The sequence below is a fragment of the Dyadobacter sp. CY343 genome, assembly GCF_021390335.1.
Lineage (GTDB): Bacteria > Bacteroidota > Bacteroidia > Cytophagales > Spirosomataceae > Dyadobacter.
Window position 1 is genome coordinate 1 of record NZ_JAJUXK010000003.1, and the last position, 18,269, is coordinate 18,269.

Genomic DNA, 18,269 nt, shown 5'->3' on the forward strand with positions numbered 1-18,269 from the left:
TCGATCAAATGCGGGATCAGGCCGATGTAGTTGACTGCTTTGAAACCCTTATCGTCCGTGGTGACCAGCTCAGGGAAGTATTGCTCCACTTCCTGGGCGATCAGCCCCGTTTGCAGCTCCTGGCTTTTGGTAGTGTCTTTCCAGAAATAATGCTGGCCAGTCAGGTTGGTTAATTTGGAAAGGCTGTTTGCAACAGGAGAGAAGTTGCGTTTCAGGCGGCGGTCGGAGGTTTGCAGGATATTGCCGTTGAGGTAGCCGTTGCCCTGCGCATTTACCCAGAAGCGCCAGTTGTCACCAATAAATAGGCCAACTTGATCATCAGTCTTCATTCCTATGAAGCTACCCAACGCGTTTGTTGCAGTATTTAAGTGAATTCCAGCGGTTTCTCCATCTTGATGTTGGATGCGCATTCGTCCAGCAACATCTAGCAAATAGTATGGATTTCTCGCAAAGTTGCCTATTCCGACCCGCCCATTTCTTAATACGGTTATTGCATTAGATCGTTCTAAATCATTAGTTCCGCTCCCGTTTCCGATTTGTAAGATCCTATCGTTACCTCCCCCGTTCGGATTATCCTCTACGTTATTGAAAGTTCCAAGAACAGTTCCCCCACTTGCTTTAGATACAAGTCCCGTACCGATTGATGTAGATTGCGATCCCGATGCGACTACATCCAAACCAGAAGCGAAAGAGTTGTTGCCAATCTGAGTATCTTCCCATTGTGTTCCAGTTACCTGACCAACTCTAAATGATGCCTTCTTCGGATACCAAATTAGCTTATTCCCAATACCCACAGCAGGTAATGCAGGTCCATTAGTTGTACCAGTTTGGATGATTGGAAGATCGTGTGTTAAGTTGTTTACGCTACCTGCCTTTTCTGCATAAGCCGCATGATTAGAAACGAAAGCATAGGGGACACTTAATAGCGGCACACTTTCCAGCTCGTTATAGTGCAAACCGTCACCCACAGTATCTATAAATAGTTTCAATAGGTAATGTTTATGCACCCAGTCGTTAAGCGACATATCAAGGGAATTTCCATTAGATAAATCTACACCACCTATTGCTATCGTAAATATCCCTTGTGCGTTGCTTGTAGATTGATATAGCCCACCAAATACAAACTGTCCATCATCAGGATTTTCAATAAAGGCATTTACTAAAATCGCTTTGTTGGCAACAATTTTCCCGTCAGCGTTTCTGGCTACTCCCTGAAATTGAAACATCTTCGGCACCTGCCCGCGCACATCCAGCCCGCAAAGCAAAATGCTGCATAACAAAAACATCAATTCAAATCTCTTCTTAAAAGCAGGTATCCTGCCTAGTGTGTTTTGATAAAATCCCGATCTCATAGCTAGTCTGGTTTAAAAGTGAGTTTTAAAGCTCACTCAATATGCACTGAGTAATCCGGGAAGGGAAAATGGATAAGTAAGCGGCGGGTGTTAACGATTTAGCGGTAAGTGAAAGGGGGAGGAAGGAGGATGGAGGAAGGTAGGATGGGGGAATTGGGGGGAAGTTTTTACATTTGAGGGAATAGCCTTTTACCTTTATGCATTCCCATTTTCCCAGACTTGAAATCGGGCCTTTGTCGGAGTACCGGGCGGATGATATTATGATCAGCCGTTTCGCGCAGTACTTGCGTGCGCATCAGAACCTTGTTTTTCCGCATCGGCATAGCTTCTACCAGCTTGTGCTGTTTACCAGCGGAGCCGGTTCGCATACCATTGATTTCAATAGCTTCGATGTACGGGCATTCCAGATGTATTTTATGGTCCCCGGACAGATCCATACCTGGGAGTTTGAGGGCGAAACGGAGGGTTATGTGGTCAATTTCTCAGAATCATTCTTCCGCTCGTTCCTCCTGCAATCCGATTACCTGGATTCATTTTCATTTTTCGACGGAGACAGCAGTCACGCGGTGGTACAACTTCCGGAAACAATGCAAGGAAAAATCGTGGGGCTTTTTGAAGAATTGCTAAAATACCCGCTGCCTATCACTTCCCAGCAAGCCGACCTGATCCGCGTCCTGCTTTTACAGCTTTTCCTGACAATAGAGCAAAGTGAAGCAATTAGTGCCGAACAAAAGCGCAGGGCACACAAGCCGCAGATAATCAGGGATTTTCAGAAGCTGATCAGCCAGCATTATACCACGCTACGGCTACCCGGTGAGTACGCGCCGCTGCTGCACATTACCCCCAACCACCTCAATGCACTCTGCAAAGAACACCTCGGAATGCAAGCCGGCGCCCTCATCCGCAACCGCATCACCCTGGAAGCAAAAAGACTACTCACCAACGCCGACCTAACCATCTCCCAAATCAGCTACGCCTTGAATTTCAGCGACAACTCTTATTTTACGAAGTACTTTAAAAAGGAGACAGGAGTGACGCCGGAGGGGTGGAGGGAGGGGGTTTTGAAGGGGTAGTTAGGGGAGGAGGGAGGAAGGGAGGAAGGAGGAAAGGAGGAATTTTGAATGACCGGGTCGCCGGTGCGATGAATGATTGAATAATCTAATTAGTGAATTAGTGAATGAGTGAATGAGTGAATAAAAGGGGGGAAGGAGGAAGGTAGGATGAAACTTTGTCAGCCTGAGCGGACCGGGCCGCCGGGCGGTCGAAGGGAGGAGCGATAACGCCTGCCCTTCGACTGCGCTCAGGGTGACAAGTCGATAAATCACTCATTCACTCATTCACTCATTCACTCATTCACTCATTCACTAATTCAATCATTCATCGCACCGGCGACCCGGTCATTCACCATTAACCCTCCCCCGCCGCTGGCTTGATAAAAATCGCCAGCCAGGCGCGTCTTGCTAGGCGGTAGAACCAGGGGGTTAGGATGATCAGGATCGGGATGATGCCGTAGAGGAAATAGTCGAGGTATTGCTCGAAAAAGTTGACCACGATCAGAAAAACGATCACCATGAAGGCTACGTAAAATGCATAGCTCATGTACAGGGCACCCTGGTAAAAGCCGGGCTCTGGTACCAGGTTCTCGCCGCAATGCGGACAGTGTTTGTGCATTTTTTCAAAGTTCCTGAGGTCGTAAGCGCTTTTGCTCACAAAAAAATCACCTTCCCCGCATCGCGGGCATTTATTAAATAGTACGCTGTATATTCTGCTGTGCTTGGCCATGATCAATCCGTTTATGTGAGAGGCGGTGCCTTTTATTAGGATTTAGACAAATCTCCTCAAAAAAGCGGTTGGGAAAAATGACAAAAGATACCTTTTGTGGTAAAAATCAACGATTATAAAATCTATTCCAGTGTATTGAAGAACTGCGCCATTCCCGGAATGTCCAGCACGAGCCCGGCGGCGTTGGAAGTGATCGCGTGCTGCGGCATAAAAGGCATTTGCGCGGTAGCCGGAAGCTGTGCAACTGTGCGCCCGCCTGCTTTCTGAATAGCCAGAAGTCCCCTGGTACCGTCTTCATTCGCGCCCGATAAAAGCGCGGCTACGACCGAAGATCCGTAAATGTTCGCTGCTGATTCGAATGTGACGTCAATACTCGGGCGGCTGTAATTAATTTTTTCAGAGTAGTCGAGCGAGAACGAGCGGTCGCTTTCAATTAGTAAGTGGTAGTCGGCAGGAGCGAGGTAGATATTGCCAGCCAGGATCGGATCCTTGTCTTCCACTTCGGAAGTAAACAGCGAACTTTTGCTCGCCAGCAGCTCCGTCAGCGAAGAATCACCCGAATTGCGCCGGTGCAGCACCAGTACCACCGGAAACGGCAAATGGCCTTTGAGCAGCGGCAGGAGTTTGAAGAGTACTTCCAGGCTACCCGCCGACCCTCCGATCAGCAACAGTTCACAATGCGGCGCTATTCTATTTTCTTCCATATTTTTTCACGGTTCAATTGCTTGAACTTGTTCTGGACCACCGAAAATTTCAGCGTTTCCTTCGTGCCCAGCGCCAGGTAGCTCAGTGTACCCAGGCTTGCGTCAAAAAGCTGCAATACCCTGTCTTGCAATTTTTTATCAAAGTAAATCAGCACATTTCGGCAGAGTATCAGGTCAAATTCATTGAAGGAGCTGTCAGAAACGAGGTTATGTGTCGAGATAATAATCTTCTCGGAAAGCTCACTGTCAAATTTCGCCTGACCATAATTTGCTGTGTAATAACTCGAAAAGTCGCGCGTCCCGCCGGAGGAAATATAGCTTTCGGAATACTGCTTCATTTGGGTGAGTGGAAAAATTCCTTTTCGTACTTTTTCCAGCACAGTAGGGTTCAGATCTGTTGCATACAAAAGCGATTTGCGAAGCAGGTTAGCCTCTTTCAGCAAAATTGCCATCGAATATACCTCCTCGCCCGTTGAGCAGCCCGCGTGCCAGATGCGGATAAAAGGCTTGGTGCCCAAAACGGGAAGAATATCATCGCGAAGGGATTTGTAAAATGAAGGATCACGGAACATTTCGGTCACATTCACCGTAATTTCTTCCACAAATCTTTTCAGGTATTCAGGATCGTTTCGTACGCGGTACCTTAGCTCGGCGAAGCTGGGAAACTTGTCGAGCATGCACAGCCGCTCGATCCGCCTCCGGAGCGACGCCCGGGAATAGCTCATGAAATCATATCCGTATAAATCGAATAAGTCATTCAGCAGCAGGTCGATATCTTCATCTTCAATCATTTTTCACACTTAAATACCCGCCAGCAATCCCAGCAACTTATCCACGTCGATCGGTTTTGAAATATAGCCATCGGCACCCGCCTGCAAACATTTTTCCCGATCGCCCACCATCGCCTGCGCGGTGACAGCGATAACAGGGATACCAGCCCGGTGCTCGATCGCCTTCATGATCGGAATCGCCTCATAACCATCCATTTCCGGCATCATCATATCAATCAGCACTGCATCTATTGCTTCATTGGTCCGCAACAGATCCAAAGCATCCAGCGCACCAGAACTAGAAACGCAGTCAAATCCTTTCGCCTTCAAAGTAGCTTTCAGCGCGAATATATTCCGCGAATCATCATCAATAATCAAAACCCGTTTCTTACTCATAGTATCTTTAATGTTGAATGAGTGAATTAGTGAATGAGTGAATGAGTGAATTATTTATGAGTCAATGAGTTAATACGTTATTCCCCGTTTCATGGAGGTCATTCATTATTCATTCATTCGAGATTTTTTATCCACATTCACTCATTCACTCATTCAAAATTCTTCATTCATTCAGTTACTCAAAATTCTTCACTCATTCACTAATTCAAAATTCTTTATTCACTCATTCACTCATTCACTCATTCACTCATTCACTCATTCACTAATTAATCAATACCTCTCATAAAGCCAAACCCTCAGCAGCGACATCAACTGGTCGATATCTACCGGCTTTGTAATGTAATCCGACGCGCCTGCGTTGATGCACTTCTCGCGGTCGCCGGTCATTGCTTTGGCGGTAACTGCGATTACGGGCAGGTTCCGCCATTTGATATTCTCCCGAATGCGCCGCGCCGTTTCGTAACCGTCCATTTGCGGCATCATCATATCCAGCAGCACCACATCCACCGAAGGATTTTCTTCCAGCTTGGCCAGCGCCTCCTTACCGTCGAGCGCGGTGATCACATTCATTTTGTAGTTTTCGAGCGACTTGGACAGCGAAAATATATTCCGCACATCATCGTCGGCGATCAATACCGTTTTGTTGCTCAATATCTCGCTCAGGCCGCCGAGCTTCTTCTGGTCGATCAGTTTCTGAGGATTCTTTTTGTTTTCCTCCACCACATGCAGGAACAGCGAAACTTCATCCAGCATCCGCTGGTAAGAATGCGCCGTTTTGACGATGATAGAATCTGCATATTGCTTAATCCGCAGCTCCTCGGACATCGACAGACTTTTTCCCGTAAAAATAATAATCGGGATATTCTCAAAACCAGGGTTTTTCTTCGCCTCTTCCAGCGCCTCGTAAGCCTTTTTATCGGGGATACCCATATCCAGGATCACACAATCTACCTGATTTTCTTTCAATGCCTGTATTCCTTCGGCGAGGTCACTTTTCAATTCTGAATTAATCTGGAATGTGGCCAGGAAGTACGCTAGCGCCTTGGCATGCATCGAGTTATCTTCCAGGATCAGTACTTTTTTAGATTTTTTGCTGATCACATATTCAATCTTTTTAAACACTTCCTGCATCTTGTCGATCGCGACAGGTTTATCGATAAAATCAACCGCGCCTTTCATCAGACTTTCGTTTTTCAATCGGTGCGACGACATAATATGTACCGGAATATGCCGCGTCTCGGGGTCGGATTTCAGTTGGTCCATCACCTCCCAGCCGCTAACCACGGGCAGCTGAATATCCAGCAATATCCCCATCGGTTTAAAGGTTTTGGCCAGTTGCAAGCCTTCATCGCCGCGTACCGAAACAATTCCCTTATAGCCCTGCCGACGCGTGTATTCGAGCAGCGATTTGGCAAAGTAAGTGTCGTCCTCGACGATCAATATGGTCTTATCCGTGCTGATTATCGTATTGCGGTCGTCGGGAATGCTTTCGGGGATTACTGTGCTGATAAACCGGTAGTCGGGCTCGGCTTTACGTACCACAGGTTCATCGGGGGTACTTTTAAAGAAATTCTGGTTTTCGGGTTGTTCAACCGTATCGTTTGCATCGATCGGAATGAATAGGGTAAACTCACTTCCTTTGTTCACAATGCTGGTCAGCGATATTTCCCCACCCAGCAGTTTCACCAGTTCCCGGCTGATGGAAAGCCCCAGGCCGGTTCCGCCGTATTTGCGTTTGGTAGATCCGTCGGCTTGCTGAAATGCTTCGAAAATTTGCTGCTGTTTTTCAGGAGCTACGCCAATTCCGGTATCGCGTACAGAGAAGCAAAGCATGCGATCGTTTCCTTCCTGCAACTTGATATTGACCTGCACGGAACCGACGGAAGTAAACTTCAATGCATTCGAGATCAGGTTTTTAAGGATCTGCTCCAAACGCATTTTATCAGTTTCAATGACCGCCGGTACGTCTGGGGCAATGTTAATCTCAAATTCCAGATTCTTTTCGCGCGCAACAGGGGAGAACAGACCTTTCAAATCTTCGGTGATCTCCTTCACAGCCACATTCACATAATCGAGCTCCATCTTGCCCGCCTCGATCTTGGAAAGGTCAAGTATCTCGTCGATAAGTCCCAGCAAACCGTTGCCGGAAGATTGGATAACCGTCGCATATTCAATTTGCTCGTCTGTCAGATTCTGATCATCATTTTCGGATAAAAGCCTGCTCAATAGTAAAATAGAGTTCAACGGAGTTCGCAGCTCGTGCGACATATTGGCCAGGAACTCAGATTTGTACCGCGTTGTCAGTTCAAGCTCTTCGGCTTTTTTAACGATCTCGATATTCTTCTCTTCCAGCAACCCGCTTCTTTCTTCCAGCTCTTCATTGGTTTGCTGCAATTCTTCCTGCTGTACCCGAAGCTCTTCTTCCGAAGCCTGCAATTTTTGCGACTGCGCTTCCAGTTCCGCATTCAGGTTTTCGAGCTCGTTATGTTGCGTTTGCAGCTCTTCCGACTGCGCCTGCGTTTCTTCCAGGAAGTTTTGAAGTTTGAGATAATCCAAAGCGGAATTCACGCCTGTCGCCATCGATTCCAGGTTTTCCTGTAAAAAGCGAATTTGCAATTCGTTCGGTTCTGCCAGGAATGCGAGTTCTATTACCCCGATAGATTCGTAGGAATAGGTAAGCGGCAGAATAGCAAGGGCCGCCGGGTTACTTTCGCCCAGAGAAGACGAAACCCGCAGATAGTTATCAGGTACATTACTGATAATCAGCGGTTTTTTACTTTCAATAACCTGTCCCGCCAACCCTTCACCCGAAACCAGGAACTCGGACGGATTCCGGACTGCGTGGCTACTGCTCAGTCTGAAGTTCCAGTCACTATCCAAAATATATATGGTACCCAACTGCGCGCCGCTATATTCGATCAAGGTATTGAGGAGATTACTGGTCAGTTTTTTCAGGATCCGCTCGCCTCTGATCGCGTCGCTCACCCGCACTGCACCGGCCTGCAACCAGTTTTTACTGTTCAGATCATTAAAGGTCTGTTCGAGTGAGCCGGCCATTTTATTGAGCGCAATCGCAATTCGGCCCAATTCATCCTCACTATCTTCCACAGCTCTAACCGAATAGTCGCCATCGGAAACGTCTTGTGTAACTTCCTCAATATGAGCGATTCTTCGCTGTGTTTCTGCATATTTGTCAGTCTCAATCTGCTGCTGGACGATCCTTTTGTCCATATCGTTTTTGATCCTCAAATAGGCGAACAGTGTGATCAGAATCGAGACCAATGCTGCTACTACCAGCAGGATAGGAGTATATTGAATATAAATCTGCTGCTGTTCCAGCCGGGTTGCCAGGATTGCTTTTTCCTGTTCCTTGATCTGCTGCACTGCCAGCCGCAGATCGTCCATTACCTTCTTTCCTCTCACCATTTCCCGAAGTCTGGCCTCGGTATCCTCCACCATATTCTGACTTTTCCGCGCCATATCGATGATATTTTGCATCTGCCCGAATTTAGCTTCATACAAAGCCTTCACTTCCCGCAGGTACCGTTGCTGCTCCGGGTTATCGGCAGTCAGCTCGGTAAGACGGTTGTAGCTATTCGTCGTTTTTTCGTAAGCTCCGTTATACGGTGTAAGAAATTCAGGATCGTGCGTGACCAGGAAGCCGCGCTGCCCGGTTTCGGCGTCTTTCATGTGTGAAATGATCGCTTCTGCTTCCAGGAGCACTTCGTTGGTGTGATTAACCAGCTCCGAATTATTGATCAGCTTTTGGGTGCTGTAATAGGAGGCCAGCAGACTGAAAATGAGAAGCAGGATTGAGAAAGAGAATACAATCTGAAGTTGCTGTATAATTGAGTTAGAGGTTTTTTTCATAGAAGCTTTTTACCTTATATGTCTGATGTCGTTTCCTGGGAAATCCGGTCCTGCACGAGCGGCATTACCAGGATAAATTTAGCGCCTTCATTCTCAATGCTTTGCGCGGAGATCAGCCCGTTATGTTTGTCCATGATCTTCTTGGCGATCGCCAGTCCAATACCTGTGCCTTCATAGTTGCTCAGGTTATTGAGCCGCTGAAAAATAACAAAGATCCGGTCCAGGAATTTCTCATTAAAGCCGATCCCGTTGTCGGCGATCGTAATCCTGACAAATTTTCCGTCAGGCGAAATATTTGCGGAAACGTCTTTGCTATCGATCAGATCGGCAGTGATATGGATAACGGGCGGTACATCCTTTTTGGAAAATTTCAGCGCATTGCTGATCAGGTTCTGGAACACCTGCCTGATCTGGCTCGGAATGGTGTCGATGATCGGCAACTTACCTACCTGCACCGTCGCGTTCTTTTCCAGGATACTTTCATCAAAATCCATAAGCAGCTCGGAAATCAGCTGGTTCAAATCAGTAGGCTGGAAAAACGCCTTGACCGACAGGCGCGAGTAGTCGAGCAGATCGCTGATCAGGCGCGACATTCTGGCGGAGGAGTTGATAGAGCGGTTCAGATAAGAAGTCGCCTCCATGTTATCGCTCAGGTACTTATCTTTTATTAAATGGCTGAATGTCTGGATCTTGCGGAGCGGCTCTTTCAAATCGTGAGAAACCACCCAGGCAAATTGTTGTAATTCGTGGTTAGTAATTTCAAGTTCCGAATTTTTGTCGAGAAGCTCCCGGGTGCGCAGCTCTACCTTATGTTCAAGCAGCTCGTTGACTATTTTTTGCTGGTGAATATCTGTGAATGTACCTACCCAGCGGACAATTTCGCTATTCTGAAATATCGGGATGATCTTTAACAGAAAATACCGGTAATCGTTTGTTTCAAGATGTTTAAGCCTCGCCTCGCTGGTAAACTCACTGCCGCTTTTGAAATGCGCTTCCCACCGGTCGTAAAAATCGTCGTCAGGATGGGTTTCCGGGAACACGCCGGATTCCGTTGAAAACTGGAACCAGTGTTCGTTGACAAATTCTATTTTCCCGTCGGTTTTGATCGTAAATGCGATCTGCGGCAAGGATTCGAGGATAAACCGGAGTTCCTGCATTCTCAAAGCGAGTTCTTCCTGCGCATGTTTCCGGGTATCAATTTCCTGCCGCAGCGATTCCTGGATCGCTTTCAGCTGCTGCTGCTGCTCGTAGAGCCGAATGAACGTTTTGACTTTAAGCAGCAGAATATCAGGATCAACCGGCTTGGTCAGATAATCGATCCCGCCAGAAGTATACCCTTTGGTAATAAAGCGTTTATCGGTATTAACAGCCGAAAGGAAGATAATTGGCGTGTCTTTCGCCCGGCTGAACCCTGCGATTGCTTCGGCTACTTCAAATCCATCCATACCGGGCATTTGCACGTCCAGGATAATGACGGAGTAGCTGGTATTCAGAACTTTCTTCAGTGCCTCTTCACCGGACTCCGCAGTGTCCGTGTTAAAACCGTGTAATTCCAGGATTTTTTTTAGAGGTAGAATGTTTTCCGGCCTGTCGTCGACAATCAGGATCATAAGCGTTGGTAAAGGAACAAAAAGGAGTGTGTGTATGATTTTTACCTATAAAAATCATACCAAAAACCCGTTTATTTGCGCAAATAAGGCATTTTCTTACTCTGAACCAACACTTTCGTCCCGCAGCTTTTCGGCAACCAGCAATTTTAGCTCTTCCACCCATTTCTGCACAGTAAGCATGGGATGCAGATAAGGTGTATCAAAATCCTCAACAATAGAAGTTTTCTCTTCTTCCCGCACCAGCGTGATCAGTGCTTCTACGAGGTAATCATGGTCAGGATCAAAAGTAGTATCCTCATTCGTAGCGGATACTTCTTCCAAGAATTGCTGCATTTCCAATAAGAGCTGTTGATCTGTCATCGCATTAAGGTTGTGTTAAATATGGCAAATGGGGAAATATCTCCCGTCCACGGGCGAGCCCGGTTGGCATAATTTTATAGCAAATGGCGTACTAACGATCCGGCAGGCCATTTTTCATACTGTAATCCATTCCGCAAAAGCTGTGCAGCTGGCCTGTCAGAGGAATTTAAGCGGGAAAATAAATTTTGCAAAATGAGAAAAATTGCCAATAAAAAATTAATTGACCAATCGAAATTGGACAATGTTGTCGTGTATCCAGGGGAACCTTATCCCCTTGGCGCGACGTGGGATGAAAAAGGGGTGAATTTTGCCCTATACTCGGAAAATGCGACCGGCGTTGAATTGTGTTTGTTTGATTCGCCCGATAGTCTTTCAGAAAATGTAAAGATCCAGATCAGGGAAGTTTCGCATCACGTGTGGCATGTATACGTTCCCGGCCTGAAACCCGGACAGCTTTATGGCTACCGCGTACACGGTCCTTACGAGCCGACAGTCGGGCTGCGATTTAACCCAAACAAACTTTTAATAGATCCTTACGCCAAAGCTATCTCGGGAACGATCCAGTGGCACGATGCGCTTTTCGGTTACAAGATCGGTGATCCAGAAGAAGACCTGAGTTTCAGCGATCTGGACAGTGCCTGCTATATTCCGAAGTCTGTTGTTATAGATCACACCTTTGACTGGGAAGATGTAAAAGGGCCCGAAATCCCGTATCACGATACTATTATTTATGAGGCGCACGTGAAGGGTTTTACCAACCTTCACCCTGATATTCCCGAAGATATTCGCGGGACCTACGCGGGTCTGGCGCACCCGGCAAGTATCAACTATCTGAAAAAGCTGGGCATTAATGCGCTTGAATTGATGCCTGTGCACCATTTCGTATCCGACAGGCATTTGAAAGAAAGAAGTCTTACCAATTACTGGGGATATAACTCAATAGGTTTTTTTGCACCGGATGTGCGTTACAGCAGTTCGGGTACCCACGGAGAGCAGGTACTCGAATTTAAGAATATGGTGAAGGAAATGCATAAGGCGGGAATCGAAGTGATCCTTGATGTGGTGTACAATCACACCGGAGAGGGCAACCAAATGGGACCGACGCTTTCTTTCAGGGGTATTGATAATATGGCATACTACCGGTTAATGGACGGCCGCTACTATATGGATTACACCGGTACCGGTAATACATTGAATGCGCGCCTGCCGAATGTATTGCGGTTGATCATGGATAGTTTGCGCTACTGGATCACAGAAATGCATGTCGACGGTTTCCGTTTCGACCTCGCCTCCACACTGGCGCGCGAGCTGCACGAAGTGGACCGTTTGAGCGCGTTTTTCGATATTATTCACCAGGATCCTATTATTTCACAGGTTAAGCTGATCGCCGAGCCCTGGGATATTGGTCAGGATGGATATCAGGTAGGTAAGTTTCCAATAGGCTGGGCAGAGTGGAACGGCCGCTACCGGGATTGTATGCGCGATTACTGGCGGGGAGCAGATAGTATGCTGGCCGAATTCGCAGAACGCTTTACGGGAAGTTCTGATTTATACAAAGGAGAAGATCGCCACCCGACAGCCAGTATCAACTTCATTACGGCGCACGACGGTTTTACTTTGAATGACCTCGTATCGTATAATGAGAAGCGTAACTCAGAGAATGGCGAGAATAGCATGGATGGGGAAAGCCACAATCAATCGTGGAACTGCGGGCATGAAGGTCCGTCAGACGATCCAGAAGTACTCAAACTTCGCGACAGGCAAAAGCGCAATTTCCTGACTACATTATTTTTGTCACAAGGTGTTCCTATGCTGGTGGCAGGGGATGAATGGGGCAGAACGCAGGGTGGAAATAACAATGCGTATTGCCAGGATAATGAAATTTCGTGGCTCAATTGGGATAAAGTGGATCAGGACTTACTTGGCTTTACCCAAAAACTGATCGCGTTCTGTAAAGCTCACCCGACATTCCGCCGGAAACACTGGTTCCGTGGTATGCCGATCAAGGGAATAGGGTTGGAGGATATTGCCTGGTTTTTACCCGACGGACAGGAAATGCCCGAGGAGAACTGGAACCACGATTATGCAAAGTCGCTCGGTATATTCCTGAACGGTAAAGGAATACGTCACATGAACCCGAAAGGCGAACCGATTTATGATGATAGCTTTTATATGGTTTTCAATGCTCATTACGAACCGGTTCAATATATGTTGCCGCCCGAAAAATACGGAAGTGAGTGGCGGAAAGTGATCGATACCAGTGAAAGTCGAGTCAGTGAAAATGGCGAAACGTTTATGCCTGATACTGCTGTGACTGTGGAGAGCCGCTCGATTATTATTTTTGAACATGCTTTGGAAGAACAAAAAATATGAAGCTCATCAATACGAAACCAGGAATTCCTGGTATCAGATTCAATCATCAGGGAGAAGCCGAAGTTCTGGTCTGGGCACCGGAGGCCAAGGAAGTGACTTTGTCAATTGAAACGTCTGGCAAAAAGGTCGCTCTGGAAAAGCTGGAATATGGATATTGGAATTCCAAAACCGAGGAAGTAAAGCCGGGCGATTCTTACCAGTTTGATTTGGGTGATGGTAAGCTGTTGCCTGATCCCGCTTCACTTTTTCAGTCAAAAGGTGTACACGGCGCATCGGAGGCAGTTGACCTGGATGCATTTCAGTGGACCGATGCGCATTGGGCAAACCCTTCGCTTCCGGATTACATTATCTACGAAGCGCATATCGGGACATTCACTTCCGAAGGCACGCTCGCTGCCATGGAAACGCGCCTGGATTATCTGGTAGAATTGGGCATAACCGCTATCGAACTAATGCCCGTTTCCCAGTTTGCCGGTCCGCGCAACTGGGGTTACGACGGCGTTTTTCCATATAGTGTTCAGGATTCGTACGGCGGGCCGCAGGCAATGCAAAGCTTTGTAAATGCCTGCCACGCTAAAGGAATCGCTGTAATCCTCGATATGGTTTACAACCACATGGGACCGGACGGCAATATATTCGGGCAGTTCGGGCCTTATTTTACCAAAAAGTATAATACACCGTGGGGAGAGGCGATCAACTTTGACGATGCATGGAGCGATGCTGTGCGGCACTATTTTGTTGAAAATGTATTGATGTGGTTCCGCGACTTTCATATTGATGGTTTGCGCCTCGATGCGGTTCATGCAATCAAGGATTTTAGTCCGGTGCATTTATTGGCAGAGATGAAAATGCGCACGGAAGAGCTGAGTAAATCCACCGGAAAGCAGCATTACCTGATCGTGGAAATGGATTTGAACGATACCCGCTATATCAAACCAGGCTCAGAAAACGGTTACGGAATGGATGCGCAATGGGTGGATGAATTTCACCACGCATTAAGGGTATCTTCCGGCCAGGAAAAAAGCGGCTATTATTCCGACTTCGACCCGATTACCTCGCTGGCTAAATCTTTCCGCGACGCTTATGTGTTCGACGGAATTTATTCCGAACACCGGAAACGGACGTTTGGAGTAAAAGCCGAAGGTTTTCCAGGACACCAGTTTATCGTTTTCTCCCAAAATCATGACCACGTAGGAAACCGGATGCTCGGCGAGCGGACGAGCCAGCTGGTGAGTTTTGAAATGCAGAAGCTGCTGGCCGGAACCGTTATGGTGAGCCCGTTTTTGCCGCTGCTGTTTATGGGGGAAGAATATAGCGAAAGCAACCCTTTCCAATACTTTGTGAGCCACACAGATCCCGAGCTGGCTGAGGCAGTGAGGAAAGGCCGGAAAAGTGAGTTTGCCGCTTTTCATATCGAGGGCGACGCGCCTGATCCGGTTGGAGAGGAAACATTTAATAACTCCACATTGCAATGGAACCTGCTCGAACAAGAGCCGCACCAGACCATGTTCCGCTATTACAAAGCGCTGATTAAATTAAGGAAAGAGCAACCAGCATTACGGTCTGCGGACAGGTCAGGATTGGAGGTTACCGTGCCGGAAGGTTCAGAAACGATCATTTTGGAGCGAAATACCGGCGGGCAGCTCATTTTAGGTGTTCTTAATTTTTCTAAAAATACGGAGGAAGTTACTTTGCCTGCGGGTCATAATTGGCGGAAGCTGATCGCTTCGTCGGATGAAGAATGGAATGGGAAACAAACTTTACCTGAGAAAACGGAAGGTAAGCTGACTGTTGCGGCAGAATCTTTTTCATTATTCGCAGCGTTATAAATTGCGGATTTTGATCCTGATATCCTGAGGTGCGGGCTCGTCTCCACCGAAGTAGGGCAGCAGCTTGTAAGCAACGCCGACCCCGCCTGTGCAGTGTCGCGGCATACTGGTTTCCATTCCGCGGAATGTGAATAGGTAAGAATTGTCGCGCAGTGCGATCTTGAAGCTGGCCGGCTCATTCAGTTCGGCGGTACCAAGTTCTTTTTCCTGCCGCGTGCCGTTCACATATACATAAGCATAAATACGCAGTGCCCCTTCGCGCCAATTCCAGCCGAAGCGGGCACTGTTGCTTTGGTGGCCCGAGCTGCAATCTGAAAACCCGTACAACTTATTGATATCGTTTTGATTTTCAGGTATTGCATTCTGGTAAACGCAGCTGCTGTCGAATACCGCCTGGAAATTCATGGAAGAGGAAGTGAAAGGTGTATTCAGATTGTTCTCCACCTCGTGACGGCCTTCGCGGATCGTATAAGTGACAAAATCGTCACCAAAACTTGGTGCGTTGCCGATCCACTCGCAGGAGCTCAGGCCGATGATGATCAGTAAGAAAGCGATATATTTCATCGGAAGTATTTTCAGGATATGTGGTTGCTGGTATTTATCAAAACCACCATATCAACGAAAGTAGGGCCCTTAAATTACCTTTACTGTTATCCTTCCCTGTAAGAAGTAGGAGGCACGGTCATTTTTTTCTTGAATATCCTGGAAAAATAAAACTCGGATTCAAAGCCGGTTTTGAATGCAATTTCGGAAACTGATAAAGACGATTCCCGCAGCATCTGACAAGCTTTTTCTATTTTCAAATTCAAATGATATTGACCCGGAGATGTGCCTATCACTTCTTTAAATGCTTTCCTGAACCAGCCGTAACTCACTCCGTGCTGGGCAGCCAATTTCTCCATATCGATGATATCCGTACTGTGTTCATGGATCTGGTAGCGCATCCGGTGAACCAGCTTTTCTTTATGGGACCGCGACCGGTCGGTCATCAAAGCCGACGCGTAAACGAGCCCGAGCAGCTGGATCACCAGGCAGGACGATATTTGTTTGAATGCTATTCCTTCAAATTTGAGCGTTTGAACGAGCCTGATAAATACATTGAGCAGCTCAGAATTAAAACCGATTCGGATGAGCGGACTGTCAGGTTTGAAGCATTCCTGGCGCATTAAATATTCGGAGTAATGTCCGCCAAAACCTACCCAGAATTCCTCCCAGCCCGTTTCCTGCGAAGGCATGTAGCGGTGCCAAACATTCGGGAAAAGCAGAAATGCGGTACCGGCTTCTACGAGGGTCGGCGGGATGGTCTCCGTTTCAAATACGCCGCTGCCACTCGAAATATACACAAGCTGAAATTCCTGGATTACCCTGCCCTTTTCCCAGTCAAAATAATAGCTGTCCGGGTGATTATTGTCGGGGTACAGTTTTCCGGCTGGGTGCAGGTTGTGACCGACATTCAGGATTGAGACTCCCCAGTTCGGTTCCGAGTCGGCCAGCTCTTCAAGTTGTTCGGTGCTGAAATACTTTCTGTACAGTTCCATATCAATATGTGCAAATAATGAATCACTTTATTCATTGACTGCGATCTTATTTATGTCCTATTTTTGCGAACCAAAGTTTCATTTAGCAGGCTCAAATCTACTAAATGCAGTTTTTAATTCAAACAAGCTGAGCTGCGGAATCTACCTTTATTATTTCGAATTTGTATTTTTTGATATGGCAAGTCACAGCAGCTACCCGCTGAAAGTCGGGCTTTTCGGCATCGGATTACAAGCCTACTGGGAACAGTTTGACGGGCTCGAAGAAAGGCTCAAAGGCTATCTCGAAATCGTTTCCGAAAAGCTGGGCGGCTTTGGCGCTGAGATCGTCAACCTCGGGTTGATCGATTCGCCCGAAAAGGCGCTCGATGCCGGGCACGAGTTCCGGCGTGCCGACGTAGACCTGCTGTTTCTATACGTGACCACTTACGCACTTTCCGCTACGGTACTTCCGGTAGTCCGCCGTGCAAAAGTGCCCGTGATCGTACTAAACCTGGCGCCCGAAGCCGCTATCGACTACAAGTGGTTTAACCAGCTCGGCGACAGGACCAAAATGACTGGCGAGTGGCTGGCTTACTGCTCCGCGTGCCCGGTGCCCGAGATTGCGAACGTATTCAACCGCGCTAAGGTCCCATTCTGCCAGATTACCGGAATGCTCCACGACGATCCGCTTGCGTGGGATGAGGCCAGAGAATGGATCGAAGCGGCGCAGGTAGCCCATACAATGGCGCACAATAGGCTGGGGGTAATGGGCAATTATTATGGAGGAATGCTCGATATTTATTCTGACCTGACTTTGCAAACTGCCAATTTCGGCGGACATATTGAAGTGATTGAAGTAGACGAACTTTCTGCATTGCGCGAGCAGGTAAATGAAACAGAAGTCGCACAAATGCTGGCAACGTTTCACTCGACTTTTGAGATTGAAGAAGACTGCGCTGAGAATGAACTTGAAAGAGCCGCAAAAACAGCTGTGGCCCTGGACAAACTCGTTGAAAAATACCAGCTGGGTTCGATGGCGTACTACCATAAAGGTACCGGCAATTCATGGAATGAAAATACGATGAGCTCTGTAATATTAGGCAATTCCCTGCTAACAGCCCGCGGCATTCCGGTCGCCGGCGAATACGAAATCAAGAATGCGCAGGCGATGAAAATTATGGATAGTTTCTGGGCAGGCGGTTCATTTACAGAATATTATGCAATGGATTTTAACGATGATATTGTATTAATGGGCCACGACGGACCGGGACATATTGCGATTGCAGAAGGTAAAACAAAAGTGCGGCCGCTGTATGTGTATCATGGAAAAGTCGGGAATGGGCTGTCTGTCGAAATGAGCGTAAAGCACGGGCCGGTTACATTGCTCTCGGTGGTAGAAACAGTGGATGGAAAGGTGATTCTGCTCGTCGCGGAGGGAGAATCAGTCGCTGGTCCGATCCTCGAAATTGGTAATACCAACAGCCGCTATCGTTTCTCTTTGGGCGCCCGGAAATTTGTCGCATGCTGGAACGGTCACGGCCCGGCTCACCATTGTGCAGTAGGAATAGGGCATATCAGCTCTAAAATCAGCAAGTTGGGACAGTTACTTGGTATTGAGACGAGGATAGTTTGCTAGTTGAACCTATATCTCTATTTATACCCATATCAATACAAAAAGAGAGCCGGATTCAGAAATTCTGAACCCG

Annotated in this window: 14 protein-coding genes; 4 read left to right on the plus strand and 10 right to left on the minus strand. The window is 47.4% G+C overall.

Features of this window, described 5'->3' with window-relative positions; all coding sequences use genetic code 11:
* On the minus strand, positions 1–1,352 hold a 1,352-nt coding region (locus tag LZG94_RS08335), incomplete at its 3' end, for a tail fiber domain-containing protein (protein WP_233791467.1).
* Positions 1,353–1,549: 197 nt separating this feature from the next.
* Here LZG94_RS08335 and LZG94_RS08340 point away from each other — a divergent pair.
* A complete protein-coding gene (locus LZG94_RS08340) occupies positions 1,550–2,425 on the plus strand; it encodes a helix-turn-helix domain-containing protein (protein WP_233791468.1) in 876 nt (291 codons plus the stop codon).
* A 334-nt stretch (positions 2,426–2,759) separates the two neighbouring features.
* Here LZG94_RS08340 and LZG94_RS08345 read toward each other — a convergent pair whose 3' ends face one another.
* The 7 genes from LZG94_RS08345 to LZG94_RS08375 all read right to left on the minus strand — a co-directional run bounded on the left by LZG94_RS08345 (position 2,760) and on the right by LZG94_RS08375 (position 10,844).
* Positions 2,760–3,134, minus strand: coding sequence for a DUF983 domain-containing protein (locus tag LZG94_RS08345; protein ID WP_233791469.1), 375 nt, complete (start codon positions 3,132–3,134; stop codon positions 2,760–2,762).
* Positions 3,135–3,256: 122 nt separating this feature from the next.
* Positions 3,257–3,838 (minus strand): chemotaxis protein CheB, encoded by a 582-nt coding sequence (locus tag LZG94_RS08350; protein ID WP_233791470.1) that lies wholly within the window; start codon positions 3,836–3,838, stop codon positions 3,257–3,259.
* The gene (locus tag LZG94_RS08355; RefSeq protein WP_233791471.1) at positions 3,820–4,629 is read right to left on the minus strand and encodes a protein-glutamate O-methyltransferase CheR; all 810 of its coding nucleotides are present in this window, start codon (positions 4,627–4,629) and stop codon (positions 3,820–3,822) included. Before LZG94_RS08355 ends, LZG94_RS08350 begins: the two co-directional genes overlap by 19 nt.
* A 9-nt stretch (positions 4,630–4,638) precedes the next feature.
* Positions 4,639–5,004 carry a response regulator gene (locus LZG94_RS08360; protein WP_215232977.1) on the minus strand — a complete coding sequence of 122 codons (366 nt, stop codon included), beginning with the start codon at positions 5,002–5,004 and terminating at the stop codon, positions 4,639–4,641.
* A gap of 270 nt (positions 5,005–5,274) precedes the next feature.
* Positions 5,275–8,874 carry a response regulator gene (locus LZG94_RS08365; protein WP_233791472.1) on the minus strand — a complete coding sequence of 1,200 codons (3,600 nt, stop codon included), beginning with the start codon at positions 8,872–8,874 and terminating at the stop codon, positions 5,275–5,277.
* Between the two features lie 14 nt (positions 8,875–8,888).
* Positions 8,889–10,484 carry a response regulator gene (locus tag LZG94_RS08370; protein WP_233791473.1) on the minus strand — a complete coding sequence of 532 codons (1,596 nt, stop codon included), beginning with the start codon at positions 10,482–10,484 and terminating at the stop codon, positions 8,889–8,891.
* 96 nt (positions 10,485–10,580) lie between these two features.
* Positions 10,581–10,844: a hypothetical protein gene (locus LZG94_RS08375; RefSeq protein ID WP_233791474.1), complete on the minus strand. Its 264-nt coding sequence runs from the start codon at positions 10,842–10,844 to the stop codon at positions 10,581–10,583.
* Between the two features lie 192 nt (positions 10,845–11,036).
* Between LZG94_RS08375 and glgX the strand changes: the two genes are divergently transcribed.
* Positions 11,037–13,217: a glycogen debranching protein GlgX gene (glgX, locus tag LZG94_RS08380; RefSeq protein ID WP_233791475.1), complete on the plus strand. Its 2,181-nt coding sequence runs from the start codon at positions 11,037–11,039 to the stop codon at positions 13,215–13,217.
* Positions 13,214–15,046, plus strand: coding sequence for a malto-oligosyltrehalose trehalohydrolase (treZ, locus tag LZG94_RS08385; RefSeq protein ID WP_233791476.1), 1,833 nt, complete (start codon positions 13,214–13,216; stop codon positions 15,044–15,046). Before glgX ends, treZ begins: the two co-directional genes overlap by 4 nt.
* On the opposite strand, the gene LZG94_RS08390 is transcribed toward treZ, so the two are convergent.
* Both LZG94_RS08390 and LZG94_RS08395 read right to left on the minus strand, forming a co-directional pair.
* The gene (locus LZG94_RS08390; RefSeq protein WP_215232983.1) at positions 15,041–15,610 is read right to left on the minus strand and encodes a hypothetical protein; all 570 of its coding nucleotides are present in this window, start codon (positions 15,608–15,610) and stop codon (positions 15,041–15,043) included. The two genes, treZ and LZG94_RS08390, sit on opposite strands and share 6 nt — an antisense overlap.
* An 86-nt stretch (positions 15,611–15,696) precedes the next feature.
* Positions 15,697–16,584, minus strand: coding sequence for an AraC family transcriptional regulator (locus LZG94_RS08395; RefSeq protein WP_233791477.1), 888 nt, complete (start codon positions 16,582–16,584; stop codon positions 15,697–15,699).
* Positions 16,585–16,759: 175 nt separating this feature from the next.
* On the opposite strand from LZG94_RS08395, the gene LZG94_RS08400 reads away from it, so the two are divergent.
* Entirely contained in the window at positions 16,760–18,199 is a 1,440-nt protein-coding gene (locus LZG94_RS08400; RefSeq protein ID WP_233791478.1) for an arabinose isomerase, read from the plus strand.
* Positions 18,200–18,269: the final 70 nt, after the last annotated feature.